At 35.5% G+C, this 16,753-nt stretch carries 13 protein-coding genes; 1 reads left to right on the forward strand and 12 read right to left on the reverse strand.

Features of this window, described 5'->3' with window-relative positions:
- Window positions 1-276: 276 nt before the first annotated feature.
- The 8 genes from ACTQ5K_RS15875 to hemA all read right to left on the reverse strand — a co-directional run bounded on the left by ACTQ5K_RS15875 (window position 277) and on the right by hemA (window position 8,616).
- On the reverse strand, window positions 277-1,029 hold the full coding sequence (locus tag ACTQ5K_RS15875) for an ABC transporter permease (RefSeq protein WP_251627424.1): 753 nt from the start codon (window positions 1,027-1,029) through the stop codon (window positions 277-279).
- A gap of 2 nt (window positions 1,030-1,031) precedes the next feature.
- Window positions 1,032-1,769: an ABC transporter ATP-binding protein gene (locus ACTQ5K_RS15880; protein WP_235247781.1), complete on the reverse strand. Its 738-nt coding sequence runs from the start codon at window positions 1,767-1,769 to the stop codon at window positions 1,032-1,034.
- 436 nt (window positions 1,770-2,205) lie between these two features.
- Window positions 2,206-3,495, reverse strand: coding sequence for a glutamate-1-semialdehyde 2,1-aminomutase (gene hemL / locus ACTQ5K_RS15885; RefSeq protein WP_031537063.1), 1,290 nt, complete (start codon window positions 3,493-3,495; stop codon window positions 2,206-2,208).
- Window positions 3,496-3,509: 14 nt separating this feature from the next.
- Window positions 3,510-4,484 (reverse strand): porphobilinogen synthase, encoded by a 975-nt coding sequence (gene hemB / locus ACTQ5K_RS15890; protein ID WP_031537062.1) that lies wholly within the window; start codon window positions 4,482-4,484, stop codon window positions 3,510-3,512.
- 17 nt (window positions 4,485-4,501) lie between these two features.
- Window positions 4,502-5,266, reverse strand: a complete 765-nt coding sequence (locus ACTQ5K_RS15895; RefSeq protein WP_441994061.1) for a uroporphyrinogen-III synthase — start codon at window positions 5,264-5,266, stop codon at window positions 4,502-4,504.
- Window positions 5,259-6,194: a hydroxymethylbilane synthase gene (gene hemC, locus ACTQ5K_RS15900; RefSeq protein ID WP_441994062.1), complete on the reverse strand. Its 936-nt coding sequence runs from the start codon at window positions 6,192-6,194 to the stop codon at window positions 5,259-5,261. Before hemC ends, ACTQ5K_RS15895 begins: the two co-directional genes overlap by 8 nt.
- A gap of 41 nt (window positions 6,195-6,235) precedes the next feature.
- Window positions 6,236-7,060: a cytochrome C assembly family protein gene (locus ACTQ5K_RS15905; protein WP_031537056.1), complete on the reverse strand. Its 825-nt coding sequence runs from the start codon at window positions 7,058-7,060 to the stop codon at window positions 6,236-6,238.
- A gap of 206 nt (window positions 7,061-7,266) precedes the next feature.
- A complete protein-coding gene (gene hemA, locus ACTQ5K_RS15910) occupies window positions 7,267-8,616 on the reverse strand; it encodes a glutamyl-tRNA reductase (RefSeq protein ID WP_235247793.1) in 1,350 nt (449 codons plus the stop codon).
- 370 nt (window positions 8,617-8,986) lie between these two features.
- On the opposite strand from hemA, the gene ACTQ5K_RS15915 reads away from it, so the two are divergent.
- Window positions 8,987-9,475 (forward strand): LiaI-LiaF-like domain-containing protein, encoded by a 489-nt coding sequence (locus ACTQ5K_RS15915; RefSeq protein ID WP_031537053.1) that lies wholly within the window; start codon window positions 8,987-8,989, stop codon window positions 9,473-9,475.
- A 130-nt stretch (window positions 9,476-9,605) separates the two neighbouring features.
- Here ACTQ5K_RS15915 and yihA read toward each other — a convergent pair whose 3' ends face one another.
- The 4 genes from yihA to clpX form a co-directional block, all read right to left on the reverse strand.
- On the reverse strand, window positions 9,606-10,193 hold the full coding sequence (gene yihA / locus ACTQ5K_RS15920; RefSeq protein ID WP_441994063.1) for a ribosome biogenesis GTP-binding protein YihA/YsxC: 588 nt from the start codon (window positions 10,191-10,193) through the stop codon (window positions 9,606-9,608).
- Window positions 10,190-12,517: an endopeptidase La gene (gene lon / locus ACTQ5K_RS15925; protein ID WP_441994064.1), complete on the reverse strand. Its 2,328-nt coding sequence runs from the start codon at window positions 12,515-12,517 to the stop codon at window positions 10,190-10,192. Before lon ends, yihA begins: the two co-directional genes overlap by 4 nt.
- Window positions 12,518-13,061: 544 nt before the next feature.
- Entirely contained in the window at window positions 13,062-14,735 is a 1,674-nt protein-coding gene (gene lonB, locus ACTQ5K_RS15930; RefSeq protein WP_031537050.1) for an ATP-dependent protease LonB, read from the reverse strand.
- A gap of 612 nt (window positions 14,736-15,347) precedes the next feature.
- Window positions 15,348-16,613 (reverse strand): ATP-dependent protease ATP-binding subunit ClpX, encoded by a 1,266-nt coding sequence (clpX, locus tag ACTQ5K_RS15935; protein ID WP_031537048.1) that lies wholly within the window; start codon window positions 16,611-16,613, stop codon window positions 15,348-15,350.
- Window positions 16,614-16,753 lie beyond the last annotated feature (140 nt).

Raw genomic sequence — 16,753 nt, forward strand, 5'->3', positions numbered from 1 at the left:
GGGACAAAACTAAATAACTAATCTTTAAAGACGAGCAATCTTTAATTTAGCTTTTATATAAAGCTACTTTCTCATGATGGTTATCTATGTTTTTAAATATAGCTAAGTATAAAAACTAAGTCGTTCCATTACGCTACAGACGCACGATGCGCCGGGGAGGACGCTCCATTTCACTTCGTTTTTAAACCTTTATCTAAAAAAAACGAACGTTTATGCAATTTAATTACATAAACGTTCATTTTTGTTTTCGGTTGAAATGCTTATGTCCAAGCCTCTTTATTTATGATTCCAAGGGGTAACTTTTAACTCCAATTTATCTAATATGATAAATAACAATAAACCGATACATCCTAAGGTGACGATCCCTGCAAACATTTCTTCATAATTCATTTTCGTCCATGCACTGATTATATAATAGCCAATTCCATAAGTTGTTGCATAGTTTTCTGCAAAAAATAATGTTGCTAAACTAATGCCAATACTAATTCTTATCCCTGTAAATATGGAGGGAAGTATGCTCGGGAAAATTAAGTAGATTAATTGCTGGTAAATTGGTGACCGAAAGCCGTGCATCACTTTATAATAACTTGCTGGAATTTGTAATACACCATCTCTAACCGATAAAATGATTTGAAAAACAATAATCCAAATAATTAGGGTAATTTTAGATTGGTTTCCCAGCCCATACAAAATCATAAATACAGGTAAAAATGCTACTTTGGGTATTGGATATATATAATATAGAAAAGGTGATAACAAGGTATTAATCTTCTTATTTTTGCCTAAAATAAACCCCAATGGAATTCCTATTAACAAAGAAATAAAAAGAGCAATGGTAATTCTCAGTAAGCTCGCTCCTGCATGCAGAAGCAACATCCATTTTTCGTTCCATATATAAGTAACTGTTAAAATGGGTGATGGGATGGTATGTGACTGTACTAAAAAATAGACAATATACCAAAATAGAGTGACACTTATAAAGCCTACGATTAGTTGATTTCTAAAGACTTTCCGAATGATTTTCTTCATTATTATACCGCCGCTAATTTTCTTCGAACTTCAATACAAGCTTTATAAAAAGACAAATTTTCTTTCGCTTTTTCTACCCCGAATAGCGGATTATAAATAGTCTCGATGTCTCCATTATCTTTTAGCAATAGAATATACTCACCAAGAAGTACTGCTTCTTCTATATTATGAGTTACAAAAAGTAATGTCGTTTGTCTTTTTTTAATCTGCACATATATTAGCTGTTGAATTTGTTCTTTTGTCAGTTCATCTAATGTAGAAGTCGGCTCATCCATTAACAACAACTCAGGCTCATTAATTAATGTTCTTGCTAATGCTACCCTTTGCTTTTGTCCACCACTTAACTCTGCCGGATATTTATGCTCCATTCCACTTAATCCAACTTCTCTTATTAGTGCTGTTACTCTTTCTTTGATTTCCTGTTTCGTTTTCCGTTTATCTAATTTCAACGGCATCGAAACTGCATCGCGAACTTTTAGCCAAGGAAAAAGACCTAAGTCCTGAAACATAAAACCAATATCCTTGCTAGGTTGCTGAATTCGGTTTCCTTCGATTAACACTTCTCCTTCAGTTGGGATCAGGAAACCTGCTAAAAGGTGGAGAAGTGTACTTTTTCCAACGCCTGACTTACCGATTAATGCATATGATTTACTCTTTTCTAGAGTTAAATTTAGCTTTTTTAAGATTGTATTATTTTCATAAGTAAAACTAACGTGCTGCATCTTTACAAATGAATCCATGAAACATCCCTTCTTATCGCTTATTACTAGTTGCATCATATCATATTAGTCACCTTCATACAGTGGCAAAAAATCGACAGTTCTAGATAATTCGGGGTAAATAAGAAAATGTCTTTTGCTTAATTAATTTCTACATAAAAAAAAATGAAAGAAACTGGGCACTTAAGTATTCCAACCAAATATAAACCCAAACAATTTTACGGAGATGTTAAAAACATTCGTATAATTGTTTGGGTTTTTAAATTTTTTAAAATAGACGGTTTTTGCTTATCACCCGCAACCTAAATACATTTCGCTTTCCATAGGATGGGGCAATCGGCAAGCCTCCCCGACGCATCGTGGGTCTGTAGCGCAATAGAACGACTTAGTTTTTACACGTCCATTTTGTCCTAGACTCTTTTTTTAAAAACAATAATCTTCTAAAACAAACTCGTTTTTAAGCTTTCAATGTAGAAAAGGCATGTTTAGCTGCATGAATGGTTTGCTCAATATCATCATCCGTTAATGCAGTTGACAAGAACATCCCTTCAAATTGAGACGGTGGTAGAAAGATGCCTTGTTCTAACATGCTATTATAAAAGCTAGCAAAGTAATCAAGATTGGATGTTTTAGCACTTTCATAATCTTTTACATCTTCATTGGTAAAAAAGAACCCAATCATAGATCCCGCGCGATTTACTGTAAACGGAATTTCATATTTCGCAGCAGCTTCTTTTAAGCCTTCTTCCAAACGATCTGCTTTTCGGATAAATTCTGTATACGTTTCTTTCGTTAATTGAGATAATGTTTCAAACCCTGCTGTCATAGCAAGTGGGTTACCCGATAAGGTGCCTGCTTGATAAATAGGACCGCTTGGGGCAATTTGATTCATAATTTCTGCTTTTCCGCCATATGCACCAACTGGTAATCCTCCGCCAATTACTTTACCTAAACAAGTAATGTCAGGTTTAATGCCAAAATAACCTTGTGCACAACCATAATCCACGCGGAAACCTGTCATTACTTCATCAAAAATAAGTAAAGCGCCATATTCTGTTGTAACATCACGCAAGCCTTGTAAAAAGCCTGGTTTCGGTGGAACAACACCCATATTTCCTGCAACTGGCTCAGCAATAATGCCTGCAATATCTTCTCCATATGTAGAGAATGCATATTTAACACTTTCTAAATCATTATAAGCAACGGTAATGGTATTCGCAGCAATGCTTTCTGGAACTCCAGGGCTATCTGGTAAACCTAGTGTTGCTACACCTGAACCTGCTTTAATAAGCAAGGAATCCCCATGTCCGTGATAACATCCTTCAAATTTAAGAATTTTATTTCTGCCGGTATAGCCTCTAGCTAAACGAATAGCACTCATTGTAGCTTCTGTACCAGAAGACACCATGCGAACGATTTCGATGCTAGGAACACGTTCTTTCACAAGAGCAGCAAGTTTGTTTTCAATTAAAGTTGGCGCCCCAAAGCTAGTACCTTTTTCAGCAACCTTCTTAATTCCCTCTACTACTTGATCGTCAGCATGCCCTAAAATAAGAGGTCCCCATGATAATACATAATCAATGTATTCATTGCCATCAATATCATAAATTTTAGAGCCTTTCCCAGAATCCATGAATACTGGATTTCTTTTAACCGATTTAAAAGCACGAACGGGGCTATTTACACCACCTGGCATTAATTCTACTGCTTCTTTATATGCCGCTTCTGATTTTTGATAGGAACGCATTATGACTTCCTCCCTTATTGTTCTTTTAGCATACGTGCTACATCTTTAGCAAAATAAGTAATAATTAAATCTGCCCCAGCACGTTTCATGCTAATCATCGTTTCCATAATTATTCTTTCTTCGTCAATCCAGCCATTTTGTGCTGCCGCTTTAACCATGCTATATTCACCACTAACATTATAGGTAACAATTGGCAAATCCCATTCATTTTTCATGTCTCGAACAATATCAAGATATGGAAGACCTGGCTTTACAATAAGAAAATCTGCGCCTTCTGCAACATCACTTTCCGCTTCTCTAAATGCTTCAAGACGATTAGCAGGATCCATCTGATATGCTTTACGATCTCCAAATTGAGGTGTACTATCAGCTGCTTCTCGGAACGGCCCATAAAATGCTGATGCGTATTTGACACCATAACTCATAATAGGAATATCCAAAAATCCGGCTTCATCCAACCCTTTTCGAATTGCTGCTACAAAACCATCCATCATATTAGAAGGTGCAATAATATCTGCTCCAGCAGCAGCTTGGCTAATTGCTGCTTTCACAAGCAATTCTAGAGACTCATCATTTAATACTCTTCCTGCTTCAATTACGCCACAATGTCCATGGCTCGTATATTCACATAAGCAAGTGTCAGCAATAACAATCATTTCAGGATAGTTCGCTTTGATGTACTTAATTCCTTCTTGAACAATACCATGATCATGAAAGGCTTGTGTTCCACATTCATCTTTTTCCTTTGGAATTCCGAATAATAACACAGATTTGATTCCAAGCGCCTGTACTTCATCCATTTCTTCTTTTAAACGGTCAATCGAAAACTGATAAATGCCAGGCATTGAAGAAATCTCACTCTTCACATTTTCTTCTTCTGTTATAAATATCGGATAAATTAAATCATCGATATGTACATATGTCTCTCTAACTAATGCTCTCATATTAGCAGATTGTCTTAATCTGCGATGACGTTTGAATTCAACCATTTTTTCTTGCCTCCAACTTAATTTGTTAAATACTGCACTAAATGTTCTAGAACGCTATCTGTTGTATAAGGCTCCGCTGTTATTGTTACAGGTAAACCATAGGATTCCAATGTTTCTGTCGTAATCGGTCCAATGCTAATAACAATACAACTTTCCAAATTATTCATTAACTGATATTTTTTTATCACTTGCATAAAATGTTGTGCGGTGGAAGAACTGGTAAAAAGCAATATCTCTAAATCATTCTTCTTTACCTCTTCCACAAGCAGTTCTTCACTCTCTTTCGGAAAATACGTTTCATACAATATGGCTTCATCCACTTGCAAACCGTCTTTCCTTAATGCTTCTGCTAGAAATTCTCTCGATTTATTTCCTTTTACTATTAAGATCCGCTGATTCTTTTCGGTAATGGCAACAAACTCTTTTGCAAACTGTTCTGCAACAAATTGTGACGGAATGAAATCAGCTTGATATCCATGTTCAGAAACAGCTGCTGTCGTCTTTTCGCCAATGACAGCAATTTTAGAGACAACTGTTAATTCTACTCTGTTTATCTCTTTAAAAAATGCCTCTACACCGTTACGACTTGTAAAAACAAGCCAATCATATGCTTGGCATTTTAATGAAACAATCACTTCTTCAGGAAGAGGTTTTTCTCGAAAAGCGATAAGTGGCACTTCAACTGGAATTCCACCTAAATCGTTAATCCGCTTTGATAATACACTTGCTTGTTTTTTAGAGCGGGGAACGAGAATTTTTTTTCCTAGAAGGGATTTAGCCATCTATTATATTCTCCTCTTTTAATCGATCAATTAATGCTTTTGCACCTTTTTCTGTTAAAATGGCAGCTGCTTGTTCCCCTACCTCTACAGGGTTTTTCCCTGTAACTTCTTCCTTATAAATTTGTTTCCCATCAGGTGAAATGACTAATGCTGTTAATGCCACATCATCATCCTTAACTTGTGCAAAGCCAGCTATTGGCACTTGGCATCCGCCTTCCATACGTTGCAAAAATGCTCTTTCCGCATAAACAGTGCGAGTCGTCTCCTGGTTTGACAACTTGCTTAAAAGCTCTAGCACTTCTTTATCATCTTCGCGACATTCAATAGCAAGTGCACCTTGCCCCACTGCAGGCAAACATACTTCCGGCTCTAAAAACTCCGTTACTACATCGCTTGTCCATCCCATTCTTGCTAATCCAGCAGCGGCTAATATGATTGCATCATATTCTTCTGTGTCTAGCTTGCTAAGACGAGTATCGATATTTCCGCGAATCCATTTGATTTCAAGGTCAGGTCTAACAGCAAGTAATTGTGCACCTCTACGCAAACTGCTTGTCCCAATGATTGCACCTTCTCTTAGCTCCTTTAGAGGAATATGGTTCTTACTTATTAAAGCATCACGATAATCCTCACGCTCTGGAATACACCCAATTGTTAGCCCTTTTGGAAGGATTGCAGGCATATCTTTCATACTGTGTACAGCAATATCAATTCCCTTATCAAGCATACTTTGCTCTATTTCTTTAACAAATAGCCCTTTTCCCCCAACTTTAGATAAAGTGACATCAAGAACAACATCTCCCTTTGTCACAACTTCCTTTACTTCAAAGTCAAAAGAAGAATCTAATTTTTTCAGCTGATTAATTACCCAATTCGTTTGAGTAATGGCTAGCTTACTTTTCCTTGATCCAACAATTATTTTGCGCATTAACAGTACCTCCAACATTCATTCCTTTATGTACTTTCCATTTAATAATGAAAAGTTGAAAAATTGCCTACTAAAAAGAAGTTAATAAGCATAATAAAAAAACTGGCAATATTTAAGAGGGCAACATTTTTCCCCCTTAACTTTTTTGAAACACGTAAATACAAAAAACTGCTATAGACTAATAGCACAATGAACGAGCTGATAATTTTCGGATCATACCAAAGAAAGTCTGGTCTTTGGATAATAGCCCATTGAACACCAAGAATTAAGCCAATTAGTAACAATGGTACACCAAAGACGCTTAATAGGTAAGATATATGTTCTAATTTGGCCAAATCTGCAATCCTCATTACTCGTTTTCCCCATTTTTTCTGTTTTAGTAAATCATATTGAATACAATAGAGGACAGAAAAAATAAATGAAATTGTAAACATCCCATACGCTAAAATAGCCGCTGTTACATGTATGAACAACAACTCCGATACAACCTGCTCTGCATGTGTAAGAGCAGAATCACGTGCAGGAGCAAATGTATGTATTGCCATAATAACAAATCCAAGGACATTCGTAAAAAAAACGATAAAATCAATTTTCAACCATTTATTAATTACTAAAGAAAAGGTTACCAATACCCATGAATAAAAGTAAAGCCCTTCCATGATAGTTAAGATTGGGAATCTATTCATCTCCACTATATAAATACTTAAAAAAGACGATTGCAAAATCCAGACAAATAAAAGTAACCAGAAAGCTACTCGATTTGCTCTCTGGTTATTATGCAGAAAATCAAAAAAATACAATAGCACAGATAAAGCATAAAGAATAATCATGAATTCATGAAGTCTAGTCATAAAAATATCCTGCATCGACATTCCCCTTCAAACATAAAAGATCCTACTAATACCCCAAGTCTTCTATATCTTAATATAGGCTTATTTCTTAATCCTCCACTATATTTTAACCGATGAAAAGAAAAGTGAAACGACCATCCGCAGAGATTTTTTTACAGGATAGCAATTTAAAAAGAAAACTTTCCGTTTAATAGAGTAAAAGCATTCATTCGTTATATTTATCACACTTGAATGGACGGCTGAGTGATTGGAGAAAATGCTTCTTTCTCGTCTTCCTTTACGACATTATTCGATTCTTTTTGTGTATCGGCTTCTAAATTGAAGATTTTCATAAATAGCTGCATCGATTGGTCAGCATCTGGAAGTGCCGCAAGTTCCTTCGCTTGAAGAATCGGATCCTTTAACATTTGATTCACAATACTTTTCGTATGCTTATTTAAAATCTTTCTCTCTCTTTCACTTAAATGAGGGAGCTTTCTTTCTAGGCTTTTCATTGTTTCACTTTGAATAGCTAGGGCCTTTTCCCGAAGTGCAGAAATGACTGGCACGACGCCTAATAAATGAAGCCATTGATTAAATTCAATAATTTCCGCTTCTATCATAATCAATATCTTTTCTGCTTCTTTTTGGCGTTCTTGGAGGTTTGCTTCTACAATTCCTTCTAAATCGTCAATATCATAAAGAAATACACTTTCTAATTCAGCTATTTCAGGATCTAAGTCACGTGGGACCGCAATATCCACCATAAACAACGGATTACCTTTGCGGATTTTTTCAACTGCCTTCATCAATGCCTTTGTGATAACGAATGTGTTAGACCCAGTTGAACTAATGACAATATCTGCATCAATTAATGCACATTGCAGCTCATTCATCGGTTTTGCTTGCCCTTCAAAACGATCTGCAAGTGTTTCCGCTTTTTCAAATGTGCGATTTATCACAGTTACATTTTTAGCACCGTTGCTATACAAATTCTGAATAGCAAGCTCGCCCATCTTTCCTGCACCTAAAATGAGAACATTCTTATTTTGCAAGGTACCAAATATTTTTTTTGCCAATTCTACTGCTGCATAGCTTACAGACACAGCGTTTGCGCCAATCTCTGTCTCTGTGTGTGCTTTCTTTGCAAAAGTAATAGCCTGTTTAAATAACTGGTTAAACACTGAACCAGTAGATTTAATGGATTGTGCTGTCAAGAAGCTTGTGCGAATTTGGCCAAGAATCTGTGTTTCTCCGACAACCATTGAATTTAAACCACAAATAACTTGGAATAAATGATTTAAAGCTCCATCTTGTTCATACACAAATAAATAAGGAACAAACTCATCTTGTTCCAACTGAAACCATTCTGCTAAAAATTGCTTTATATAATATCGACCAGTGTGAAGCTGATCAACTACTGCATATATTTCCGTGCGATTACATGTTGAAATAATAATATTTTCTAATATACTTTTTTTATTTTGTAATTGATTCATAGCTTCCCCTATTTGCTCTGAATCAAATGTTAAACGTTCACGAATTTCTACTGGGGCCGTTTTATAATTTAGTCCGACAGCTACTATATGCATTTTACCTAATGACACCCCCAAAAAGTTGTTCTTACCTTGTTAATCATAAAGAACATTTTAAAAACCATGTATATAAATAGATTAGATTATAATAATTATTAACACGTAGTTATTATAACAAAATCACTTCAAAAATGGGAAACATTTTGCCCTATAAATGTGAACAAATTGTGAATTCGTATGGTAAGATATAGTATTAATAACAGTAAAAGAATTATACTTACGTTATTTACTAGTAATAGTTTATACTTCTTTTATAAAATTATCGTTGTAATCTTAGTTTTTTTGTTAAATATAGTACTTTACTCATTGTACAGTAACAAAAATCTTCTATGTATTCAAGCTGAGTTTTTTGGAAGTGGAGGAAATAATGAAAACACAAAAATGGTTCTCCGGTATCGTATTAATTGGTTTTGGATTTTATTTTATCTTAAAAGAATTTAATATTACCATTCTACCCAATCTATATACATGGCCAACCCTGTTAATTATTATTGGGATTGCCTTTCTTTTTCAAGGCTATAGTGGGAAGGATTACGCTGTCATTTTACCAGGTGTGATTTTAACTGGCTTTGGCTTACACTTTCACTTAGTGAATAAGCTTGCAATCTGGCCAGATCACACAGGTACATTTATTTTAATTATTGCTCTTGGCTTTATTCTTCAAAATCAGAAAATGGGGCAGGGAATGTTAAATGGTCTTCTATTTCTCTTGTTAGCTGTTCTTTTGCTTTTTTATCAAGAAATTCTCGGCTCGTTAACATTCTTAAAGATTAGTCCACATACTTTAAATAACTTGATACCCATTCTATTCATCATCGTTGGGGGATATTATTTAGTATCGAAAAAGAGGAAATAAAAGTGTTATACATAATACAAAATGGCTACGGTCATGATTGTAGCCAGAAAGTTAAATCTATACATCTATACTAAAATAAAAAATCGACTCACTTTTCAACTAGTTATGCTAGCTGATGTGAGTCGATTTTTTATTTATTTGCTAAATGTTCTAGCAGAGACCAAACTTTATCTTTTCCTTCTCCCGTTTCGGATGAGAATAGGATTAAGTAATCATCTGCACTAAGCCCTAATGTTTCTTTTGTTATTTTTAAATGTTTTTGCCATTGTGATTTTGATATTTTATCTGCTTTTGTAGCAATTACGACACATGGTATTCCATAATGCTTCAAGAAGTCATACATTAAAATATCATCAGCAGTTGGCGGATGGCGAAGATCTGTAATTAAAACAACTGCTTTTAACTGCTCTCTTGAGGTAAAATACGTTTCAAGCATTTTTCCCCAAGCTTCTCTTTCTTTCTTAGAAACTTTTGCATAACCATAACCAGGTACATCAACAAAGTGCAGGATTTCATTGATTAAATAAAAATTCAATGTTTGTGTTTTTCCCGGTTTGGACGAAATGCGAGCTAACGCTTTTCGTCCAAGCATACGATTAATAAAGGATGATTTCCCCACATTCGATCTTCCAGCTAAAGCAAACTCTGGTAGATTTCCTTCTGGATATTGATTGGGTTTTACGGCACTAATTACTATTTCTGCTTGATTAACTTTCAAAGATTTACACTTCCGTTCAACGCGTGTTTTAATACTTCATCTACATGTGAAACTAAAATAAAGTCTAGTTCTTCTCTTACACTCTCAGGAACATCGTCGATATCCTTAGCATTATCTTTTGGTATGATAATGGTCTTTAAACCGGCACGGTGAGCACCAAGGGATTTTTCCTTTAATCCTCCAATTGGCAGAACTCGTCCTCTGAGCGTTACCTCTCCTGTCATCCCTACTTCTTTCTTGATAGGTTTGCCAGAAAGAGCAGAAACAAGAGCAGTTACCATTGTAATCCCTGCAGATGGTCCATCCTTTGGTACTGCACCTTCTGGGACATGGATATGAATATCATATTTCTCATGGAAATTCGCATCAATTCCTAGCTCTTCTGATTTAGAACGAATATAGCTAAATGCAGCTTGAGCAGATTCCTTCATTACATCACCTAATTTTCCGGTCAAAACTAATTTACCTTTTCCCGGAGCCAAAGATACTTCAATTTGCAAAGTATCTCCCCCAACTGTCGTATAAGCAAGGCCAGTTGCAACACCAACTTGATCTACTTCTTCCGCCTGACCATAATGGAAAATAGGCTTACCAAGGAAATCTTCAATATTTTTAGCAGTTATCACTACTTTTTTCTTTTCACCTGTAACAATCATTCTTGCCGTTTTGCGGCAAATGGTTGCAAGTTGTCTTTCTAAAGTACGGACTCCTGCTTCTCTTGTATATAAACGGACAATTTTTTGGATGCCATCTTCTCTAATTTGAAGCTGAGATTTAGATAATCCATGGTCTTTAATTTGTTTAGGCAATAGATGATCTTTCGCGATATGAATTTTCTCGATTTCTGTATATCCAGCAATTGAGATAATTTCCATTCTATCACGCAATGGCCCAGGTATGGTAGCTAAATTATTGGCTGTAGCAATAAACATAACCTTCGATAAATCATATGTTTCTTCAATATAATGATCGCTAAAATTATGGTTTTGCTCAGGATCAAGTACCTCAAGCATAGCAGAGGAAGGATCTCCACGGAAATCATTGGACATTTTATCGATTTCATCTAATAAAAATACTGGATTAATCGTCTCTGCTTTTTTCATTCCTTGAATGATTCTTCCTGGCATTGCTCCAACATAAGTTCGTCTATGTCCTCTTATTTCCGATTCATCACGCACTCCACCTAAAGAGATGCGAACAAAATTACGGTTTAAAGAGCGTGCTATAGAACGCGCAAGACTCGTTTTCCCGACTCCAGGAGGTCCAGCTAGACAAAGAATAGGGCCCTTTAAAGAGTTTGTAAGCTTTTGTACGGCTAAATACTCTAATACCCTTTCTTTTACCTTTTCAAGTCCATGATGGTCGTCATTCAAGATTTTTTCCGCTTTAATTAGATTCAAATCATCTTCTGTTGCATTCGTCCACGGTAACGCTAATAGCCAATCGATATAATTGCGGATGACAGAGCTTTCTGCAGAGGTGGAAGGAATTTTTTCATACCGATCTAATTCCTTTAAAGCAGTTGCTTTTACATGATCGGGCATTCCTGATTCCTCAATTTTTTCAAGCAGTGTGCTTACTTCACCACTTTTTCCATCTTTATCGCCTAGCTCTTTTTGAATAGCTTTCATTTGTTCCCGTAAATAGTATTCCTTTTGTGTTCTTTCCATGGATTTCTTTACACGTTGACCGATTTTCTTCTCTAAATTTAAAACTTCTTTTTCGTTTTGAATGATATCAATCACATAATTCATTCTTTGCTTATTGTTTAGCATTTCTAAAATCTGTTGTTTTTCTTTTAATTTAATGGGTAAATGAGAAGCAATAATATCAGCCATTCTACCTGGCTCTTCCATATCGGAAACTGTTGCATATGTTTCATGGGATATTTTTTTAGAAATTTTTATGTATTGCTCAAAATACTGCAGCATTGTTCTCATTAATGCTTCATCTTCTACATCTTTTGAAGTTTCTTCTTCGTAAAGGTGCAGACTTGCTGCAAAATATCCATCTTCCTCCATTAATTCTTCCAGCTCTGCTCTTTGTACCCCTTCAACAAGGACTCTTATTGTTCCATTTGGTAACTTTAACATTTGTTTTACTTTTGTTAATGTTCCAATTTTATATAAATCCTCTTCTTCGGGTTCGTCTATATCCATATCTTTTTGCATTGTTAGAAAAATTAAATGGTCTTCTACCATTGCTTTTTCGAGAGCTTGAACAGATTTATCACGACCTACATCTAAATGAAGTACCATCGTTGGATAAACCAGTAATCCTCGAAGCGGCAGGAGGGGGACTATTGTTTTTTTATTTTCCTCCATGACGTTGCACCTCCAGCTTAAAAAATCCCTTACTTTTAGCGCCTAATCGCACTATTTCTATCGATATAGGCATCCCTTGCATTCTAATGCTTTGTACAATTCTATCTCATTTATGAAAATGTGTCTATTAACTAGAGTTATTAGACAGTCCGAAAAAATAGAACTAATTTTTCGATTCCCCTTTTCTACTCTTCTTAATCTGTATTTTGTTTACTTAGATAGAATTTCACGAGGAGAAATAACTTTTAAAAGACATTATCCAAATAATGCATAGATCCATTTAAAATAAGCCTTCTCTAATAAAGTGGCTTATTTAGGTGGTTTCCATTCAAAAAAGAAAAATATCAACACCTATTCTCCTCTTTTTCATTATATAATAATCTTTTCATTTATTAAAATATAGGTTATATCTACAGGTTTTCTTTTATTATCTTCCCCCCATACATACGGCTTCACAAAAAACTGCCGACCAACTCTCTCTTAACTGAATTAGCCGACAGTGAAAATGCTTTTACCGAAAGCATTTTTTATGTAATATAAGGAATTAAATACTTTCTTTCTTTGTCCATGCAATTGTAGACGCTGGAATTGCTTCTTCCTTCCATTCTTCCTTAAGTAATGCATGCTCGATAACTTCATTAAGTGATTGAACCGGAACAATGGTAATGTCCTTTATTTCCTCCAATATAGCCTGCATATTCTCTTGTGGAATAATAACTTTTTGAACGCCTGCAGCTTTAGCTGCTTTCACTTTCGCTACTACTCCTCCAATCGGTTTTACTTTTCCATGAATACTAATTTCCCCTGTCATTGCTACTTTTCGATCTACCGGTTGCTTGTAAATAGCAGAATAAATACCAGTTGCCATAGAAATACCTGCTGACGGTCCATCAATCGGTATACCACCTGGAAAATTGACATGGATGTCAAATTGGTCTGCTGGAACGTCCATTGATCGTAAAACCGTAATAACATTTTCTATTGAACCCTTTGCCATGCTTTTTCTTCGAATCGATTTACCTTGTCCTCCAATACTCTCTTCTTCCACAATACCGGTAATATTGATGCTTCCCTTCCCATCTTTTGCCGGAATAACAGTTACCTCAATCTCTAATAAAGCTCCAATATTGGATCCATAAACCGCAAGCCCGTTAACTGCTCCAATAGTAGAATGTTTATTAATTTTTCTTTCCATTCTAGGAGAAAGCTGACTTGAATTAATAACCCATTCTACCTCATCATCCTTAATAAAGCTCCGCTCCTCACCTATCGCAAGGCCAGCGGAAATCTGAACCATATTAACTGCTTCTCTTCCGTTTCTTGCATACTCTGAAAGGGTATCGAGAGCTTTCTCACTTATGGACATATTCACTTTATCTGCAGCTTTTTTGCCAATTTTTATAACTTCTTCTTTTGTTAATTCTCTAAAGAATACTTCCATACATCTTGAACGAATTGCTGGAGGAATTTCGTTTGGTGTTCGAGTTGTTGCTCCAATTAGTCGAAAATCTGCAGGCAATCCATTTTTAAATATATCATGTATATGGGAAGGAATTTGTGTATTCTCTTCATTGTAATAAGCACTTTCTAAATAAACTTTTCGGTCTTCTAACACTTTTAAAAGCTTATTCATTTGTGTTGGATGTAGTTCTCCAATCTCATCAATAAATAAAACTCCACCATGAGCGTTAGTAACTGCTCCTTGCTTCGGCTGTGGGATACCAGCTTGTCCCATCGCTCCAGCCCCTTGATAAATCGGATCATGAACTGATCCAATCAACGGATCTGCAATACCCCTCTCATCAAATCTAGCTGTTGTAGCATCTAATTCCACAAACACAGAGTTTGGCTTAAAGGGTGACTTCTGGTTCTTCTTTGCTTCTTCTAATACCAGTCTTGCTGCCGCTGTTTTACCGACCCCTGGAGGTCCATAAATAATAACATGCTGTGGATTTGGACCACAGAGTGCTGCTCTTAATGATTTAATGCCATCTTCCTGTCCTACAATATCAGCAAAGCTTGTTGGACGTACTTTTTCAGAAAGCGGCTCTGTTAAGGATATGGCACGCATCTTTCTTAGCTGATCCATTTCTTTTTTTGATTCACGGTCAATCGAAACCTTTTGTGTTCTCTGACTCTTTAATAAGTTCCAGAAATAAAGTCCGATAATAATCCCGAAGAATAATTGTACAAATAAAGCGATCTCCGCCCAATTCATAAATAATACCTCCTATAATCATGTTGTTTTAGAACCTCACATATGTATGTCCCTTAAAAAATCTACAGATAGGGGCAAATCTTTCATTCACTCTTTTGAGTAGGTTCTTCGGTAAGCATGCGTGTATGTTCCTTTACTCTTTACATAAGAAGTGAGATAGCATGTCAATTCCGACATTTTTACCAATTAAGGATTATTGATTTACTATCTTAATGAATTATACAAAGATTGATGAAATGCTCATTTCCAATAAGCGTAGACACCAATGAAAGACCACATACCTAATAGTGCCTTGTCTTTAAAAAATAGTATCTCCTTCCCTTTGTTGGAATAAACAAGTTTTCATGGAAAAAATATGTGGAGTATGTAGAAATTTAAAGTGGAACTTCCAACAGTGGTGGTTTTCCTTCTTAGTAGTTGACACAAGAGTACCTTATGGACAAGTATATTCACTATCTTCCTTGCGTTCTCATTAGCAGAGAGTGAAAGTCTACTGTCCAGTGCGATAAAAAAGGGGTTCTCTCCTATTGTTGTTGATGGGGAATAAAATCACATAAAAAAAAAGAGAATCAATGGTGGTTTACACCAAATGATTCTCTTTTATAACTGTTGTTATGCAGATGTTTTTGTTTCTTTCTCCACTACTGTTCCATCTTCTAAAACAAGTTTTGGAGATGCATTTTCCGTTACTGTTTCTTTTGTAATAATACATTTGACAATGTCGTCTCTTGAAGGTAAGTCAAACATTATATCTAACAAAATACCTTCAATAATAGATCTTAATCCACGTGCCCCTGTTTTTCTTTCAATTGCCTTCTTAGCAATTTCCTTTAGAGCTTCTGGTTCAAATTCTAATTCGACATCATCTAATTCCAGCATTTTCTTAAATTGCTTTACTAAAGCATTTTTTGGTTTCGTTAAAATCTCAATTAATGCCTCTTCGTCTAATTGTCCAAGACTTGCAATAACTGGAAGACGTCCAATGAATTCTGGAATTAACCCGAAGCGTAATAAATCTTCTGGTAATACTTTCGCAAGTAAATCTTTATCTTCCACTTCTGCCTTTTTACCATCTGAACCAAAACCAATTACTTTCTGACCTAAACGTCTTTTAATAATCGGTTCGATACCATCAAATGCACCACCACAAATAAATAGGATATTCGTTGTGTCAATTTGAATGAATTCTTGATGAGGGTGCTTTCTGCCACCTTGAGGCGGAACACTAGCTACAGTACCTTCTAGAATTTTTAATAATGCTTGTTGAACACCTTCACCAGAGACGTCTCTTGTAATGGAAGGATTTTCTGATTTTCGTGCAACTTTATCAATTTCATCAATATAAATAATACCTTTTTCTGCTTTTTCTACATCATAATCTGCAGATTGGATTAATTTCAAGAGAATATTTTCTACATCTTCCCCAACATATCCAGCTTCTGTTAGACTTGTTGCATCTGCAATAGCAAATGGTACATTTAATATTCTTGCTAATGTTTGTGCAAGAAGTGTTTTACCACTACCAGTTGGCCCAATTAACGCAATATTACTTTTTGATAATTCCACATCATCAATTTTACTATTTGAATTAATGCGCTTGTAATGATTATACACTGCAACAGAAAGAGCCTTTTTCGCTTGATCCTGTCCAATGACATATTCATTAAGGATATCGCGAATTTCTGCTGGTTTCGGTACATCTTTAAATTCTACTTCTTCTTCTGTACCTAATTCTTCTTCCACGATTTCTGTACATAGCTCTATACATTCATCACAAATGTATACACCTGGACCAGCAACTAATTTACGAACTTGATCCTGTGTCTTTCCGCAGAATGAACACTTTAACTGGCCTTTTTCGTCATTAAATTTAAACATGCCTTCACCCCTTAATACTTCTTTTTGTATATTTTTACCGTTACGGAATATTATTGGTTTGAAACAAAACTTACTTTTTTCAACAGTTATGTATTGAATTGTATCACATGATGGTAATGTACAGGAAATAATTCAGCTTG

Source organism: Niallia sp. Sow4_A1 (assembly GCF_052116745.1).
Classification (GTDB): Bacteria; Bacillota; Bacilli; order Bacillales; family Cytobacillaceae; genus Niallia; species Niallia hominis.